General features: G+C 75.9%; 2 protein-coding genes. Both read left to right on the forward strand.

From position 1 onward, the window contains the following. Positions 1-3,074: DUF5682 family protein (locus ABT186_RS47255; protein ID WP_351930602.1), on the forward strand; the 3,074-nt coding region annotated here is incomplete at its 5' end. Next, positions 3,071-4,945, forward strand: a complete 1,875-nt coding sequence (locus tag ABT186_RS47260) for a hypothetical protein (RefSeq protein ID WP_351229939.1) — start codon at positions 3,071-3,073, stop codon at positions 4,943-4,945. The genes ABT186_RS47255 and ABT186_RS47260, both read left to right, overlap by 4 nt. The last annotated feature ends 161 nt before the right edge of the window (positions 4,946-5,106 follow it).

Here is a 5,106-nt window from a genome sequence, read left to right on the forward strand (position 1 = left end):
GCCGGGCCGCCCTGCTCGTGGGATGGGCGCTGCGCGCCGACGCGGGGCGGGTGAGCGACCACGACCTGCAGCGCGAGGCGAACATGCGGCGCCGGCTGGCCGAGTGGGCCGGCCGGCGCTCGGCGGCGGTCGTCGGGGCGTTCCACGCTCCGGCACTGGTGGAGGCGGCCTCGGGCACGGCAACGACCGTCCCTGGCGAGCGGGATTCCGGGGCGCACTCCCCCGCCTCAGGGACCGCCGCCGCTCCCGGCGCGCTCGGCGGCTCTGTGCCCGCCGGGCGGAACCCGCAGGTGACCACGTCCCTGGTGCCGTACTCGTACGCCCTGCTCGACGAGCGTTCCGGATACCCCGCGGGGATCCGGGACCCGGAGTGGCAGCGCGGGGTCTTCCACGCGGGCGGGGATCCGGAGCGGCTGGACGCCCTGCTGACGGAGACGGCCGTACGCATCTGTGCCGGCGTGCGGGAGGCCGGGCACCCGAGCGGCCCCGCCGACGCCCGGGAGGTGGTCCGCGTCGCCCGGGACCTCGCGGCGCTGCGCGGCCTGCCCGCCGCGAACCGCGGCGAACTGGTCGAGGCGGTTCAGACGGTCCTCACCCAGGGACAGTTGCTGGGCAGAGGCCGGGTCGTGGCCGCCGCCATGGAACGCGTCCTCGTGGGTGACCGGCAGGGCAGGCTCGCACCGGGCACCCCCAGGTCCGGCCTCGGACCGGCGGTCGAGGCGCAGCTCACGGAGCTGTCCCTGCCGTCCCCCGCCGCACCGGCCCGGCGCGAGCTGCGGCTCGATCCGCTCCGTTCAGAACCCGACCGGCTGCGCGAGATCTGTCTGTGCCGCATGACCGTCTGCCGCGTCCCGTACGCGGAGGAGAGCGAGGTCACCGGCGTGGGCGACGCGAGTGCGCTGAGCACCCGGTGGACCGTCCGGTGGACGCCCTCCACCGCGGCGATGCTCGATGTCGCGGGGGTGCACGGAGTCACCCTCGAACAGGCTGCCGCCGGTGTCCTGGGGCGACTACGGGCGAGCGAACGACGCGACGGCGGACCGACCGCGGCCCAGGTGCTCGCCGGGCTGGCGGACGCCGCCCGCTGCGCCCTTCCGGCGCTGGCCTCCGAACGCCTCGCGGAGGTCGCCGAGCTGCTTCCCGCGACCGGCACCCTGCCCGAGCTGCTCGACGGACTCGATCTGCTGAGCCGTCTGGCCGCCGGACATGTACCGGGACTGTCCGCAGGCTGGGAGAAGGAGCGCGTCGAGGCTGCGTACGAGCAGCTCGGTGCGGCGGGGGTGCGCGCCCTCGACGGGCTGGCCGGTTCCACCGACCCGGGCGACGCACGGGCCCTCGTGGACCTCGCGACGCGGGTCGACGGGGCAGGCGGCGGAATGCGGCTCGCCGACGCGCTGGCCCGGCTCGACGCGCAGGGAACGCCCTTGATCCGGGGCGCCGCCGGCGCGGCGCGGGTCCTGCTGGAGCAACGGGACGCCGGCGGGTTCGGGACGCTGCTGGCCTCCCGGGTGGACGCGGCAGCGACGCCCGAACTCCGTACGGACCTGGCGGCGTTCCTGCGCGGCACCCTGCTCGCGGCGGGCCCGCTGCTGGAGACCTGGCGGGCGATGGAGCCGCTGGTGGAACGGATCGAGTCCCTCGACGACCGGCCCTTCCTCGACCGCCTTCCCGCCCTGCGCGCCGGCTTTGACGCCCTGACCCCGGCGGCGCGCTCGCGGATGCTGGCGGCGGTGGAGGACCGTACGGGCACAGCGGCCGGCGAGCTCCCGGATCCGGTGGCCGCGCCCGGGTTCCTGGCCCGGATGGCCGCGGCGGACCTGGCGGGGCGTGAGGCACTGGCGGCGGCCGGATGGACCGTGACGGTGACGGATGGTGAACCGGCGGCCGGATGGATCCTGGCCGGCTCGGCGGGCGAACCGACGGCGGCCCGGAGTACGACGGCACCGTCAGGCCCGCGGAGCCTCGGCCCCGGTGACCGTTGGCGCCTCCTGCTGGGCCGGGCCCGGGAGTTGACGGGGCGGGCCGCACGGATCGCGTCGGCGCTGGACGAGTTGTACGGGAGCGGGCGCGGCGAGGGGTCCCGGGGTCAGGAGGCCGCTGGTCGGGGCGGGGGCCGTGAGCCCTCGTATCCGGGTGTGCGGAGCTGGTCGGAGGAGCTGGCGGCGCTGTTCGGGCCCGGCGTGCGCGAGGAGGTGCTGGCCGCTGCCGCGGACGCGGGACGGGTCGACGCGCTGCTGGAGATCGACCCGGCGGCTGCCCGGCCTTCCGTCGAGTTGCTGCGCACGGTCCTGTCGTACGCGGGAGGCATGCCGGAGCAGCAACTGGCCCGGCTGCGGCCGCTGGTGGCACGGCTGGTGCGCGAGCTGACAGAGGCGCTGTCCGCCCGGTTGCGCCCCGCGCTCGCCGGTCTGGCGCATCCGCGTCCCAGCCGTCGGCCCGGTGGCCCGCTGGATCTGGCGCGGACCGTCCGGGCGAATCTGGCGACCGCCCGCCGGGATCCGGGGACGGGAGCGGTGACGGTGCTGCCGGAACGGCCCGTGTTCCGTACGCGGGCCCGCAGGGCGGCGGACTGGCGGCTGGTGCTGGTCGTCGACGTGTCCGGTTCGATGGAGGCCTCGACGGTCTGGGCGGCTCTCACCGCATCGGTGGTCGCCGGGGTCCCGGCGCTGAGCACGCACTTCGTGGCGTTCTCGACCGAGGTCATGGATCTCACGGACCAAGTCGACGATCCGCTCGGGCTGTTGCTGGAGGTACGCGTCGGCGGGGGTACGAGCATCGCGCGGGGGCTGCGGCATGCCCGGTCCCTGGTGACGGTTCCCTCCCGCACCCTCGTCGTCGTGATCAGCGACTTCGAGGAGGGTGGTCCCGTCGGCCCGCTGCTGAGCGAGGTGCGGGCGCTGGTCGATGCGGGCTGCCATGTCCTCGGCTGTGCCTCGCTGGACGACGAGGGGCGTCCGCGCTACTCGGCGGGCGTGGCGGGACAGTTGGTGGCCGCGGGCATGCCGGTGGCGGCGCTCAGCCCGCTGGAGCTGGCCCGCTGGGTCGGGGAACGGATGGGAGGTGGGCACCGGTGACCGCATTGCCTCCGGTGACTGCGGACGTGGCCGCGGCCGCACTGGAGCTGCTGCCGACGCGGCTGCGCAAACGCGTCGACGCCGCGGCGGCCAAGGCGGCGAACTGGCCGGTGGAGGGGACGGAGACGGGTGTCCTGGTCCGCGTCGACGAGTCGACTACGGTCACGCTGACCACCACGGCCGGGGTGGTGGCATCGGCCGACGCGGCGGTGTGCGGCTGTCTGCTCGCACCGGCGTGCCTGCACCGGGCAGTGGTCCTGACGCTGGCGCCGCTCGCGGAGGAACCGGCTCCTGCAGAGCCGGAGGGCGAGCCGGGCGCTGCGGAGGAGGAAGAAGCCGGGCCTGGAGCGGTTGAGCAGGCGGAGGGTGAACCGAGATCGGCGGAGCAGGCACAGGGTGAACCGAGAGGGGCCTCGGGCTCCGGGACCGTGGAGGGTCCCGGCGAAGACACCCGGGCAGCGTCTCTGACGCCCGAGCAGTCCGCCGCGGCCCGGGCTCTCCACTCCGCCGCGACCGCCGTGCTCGCCGCGGGGGTCTCCGGCTCCGGTGCGGCTCACCGCACCACACTGCTGCACGCCGCGCACTCCGCACGTGTCGCCGGTCTGCACCGGGCCTCGGCCGCGGCGGTCCGTGTCGCACGGCGGCTCGGTGAGGCCACGGCGGAGGACCCGGCGTTCCGTCTGTCCGAACTGACCGCGGAGCTCGCGGGGTTGCTGGACGTGGCGCACCGGCTGGGCTCGGCACCGGACCGGGCCCTCGTCGGGGCCGCGCGCCGCGGCTATGTGGCGCACGGCTCGCTGCGGCTCTACGGCCTGTTCTCCGAGCCGGTGGTCACGGCGTCGGGATACGCGGGCGCGGTGACGTACGCCCTCACCCGGCACGGCGACCTCCACTCCCTCTCGGACGTCGCGCCCGGCGACGCCGACCGGGTACCGCGGGCGGCGGGCTCCTCCCTGCCCGGCGGGGGCGCGCTCACCCTGCGCGAACTGGGCGATCGCGGCGGCGCGATCCTCACCGACGCGACGCTCTCCCCGGACGGCCGGATCGGCGGTGGCGGGACGGTCCGTTCGGTACGGGCGTCGGGCGCGGACTGGTACGAGGAACCGCTCGACGCGCTCTGGAGGCGTCCCCCGGCCGAGCAGATGACCGCCGCGCTGCAGTGGAGCGCCCGACCGGCGGAGGACCGTGCGACCGGAGGTGACCTGCTCTTCCTCACCGGAACGATCACGCGGGAGGGCTTCGCCGTGGACAACGGCCCCACCGTGCGGCTCCTGGCACCGGACGAGCGCGCCGAACTGCCGTACGCCGAGAATGTGCTGCTGCTCGCCGGGGCCCACGGGCTGTGCCTGCGGCTGGTGGGCCGTCCGGCGGCCGACCGGCCGCACGGCATACGCGTCGTGGCAGCGGCCTGGCACGGCGCCGACGGGGAGACGTTCCGCATGGACCTCGGTCTGCGTCGGCTCAACCGGACGCACCTGCCGAAGGCCAGTACGGCGGTACCGGCTCCGGGTCCGGGTCCGGCTCCGGATCCAGGTCCGGCTCCGGGTCCCACACTCCCCACGGAGCTGGACCTGTTGCGGCGGCTGGTGGACCGTGCGGTCGCAGGCGGACGTACCGTCATCGCGGTCGCCGCGGACACCGAACTCCCGTACCGGCTGCGGTCGGTGGGCCTCGTGACGGGGGCCGGCTGCGCACAGGCCATGACCCGGGCCGCAGCCGACCGCCGGCACGACCCTCTCGGCCGCCTTCGCCCGTCCGATCCCGAGGCGTACGCGCATGCCTGGCTCGCAGCGTTCCTGTACGCCTCGGCGGCCACCACGTCCCTGCTGACGGCGGCGTGGACGCCGGAGGCGGTCCACGCCCTGGAGTAAATCCGCGACGGGCCCTGGCCAATAGCGGAACTGCGGCTGTGCAGACGCCGCACGCATACTCCGACGAGCGCGCCCGTCCACCGACGCGGGCGTGCCCGTCCCCGTCCGCGGCGGCGCTCCGCCCGGTCGGCGTTCGAGCGCCGGGCGGGGCCGCCGCGGAT

Source organism: Streptomyces sp. NPDC001634, assembly GCF_040298185.1.
In the GTDB taxonomy this organism is placed as follows: Bacteria; Actinomycetota; Actinomycetes; order Streptomycetales; family Streptomycetaceae; genus Streptomyces.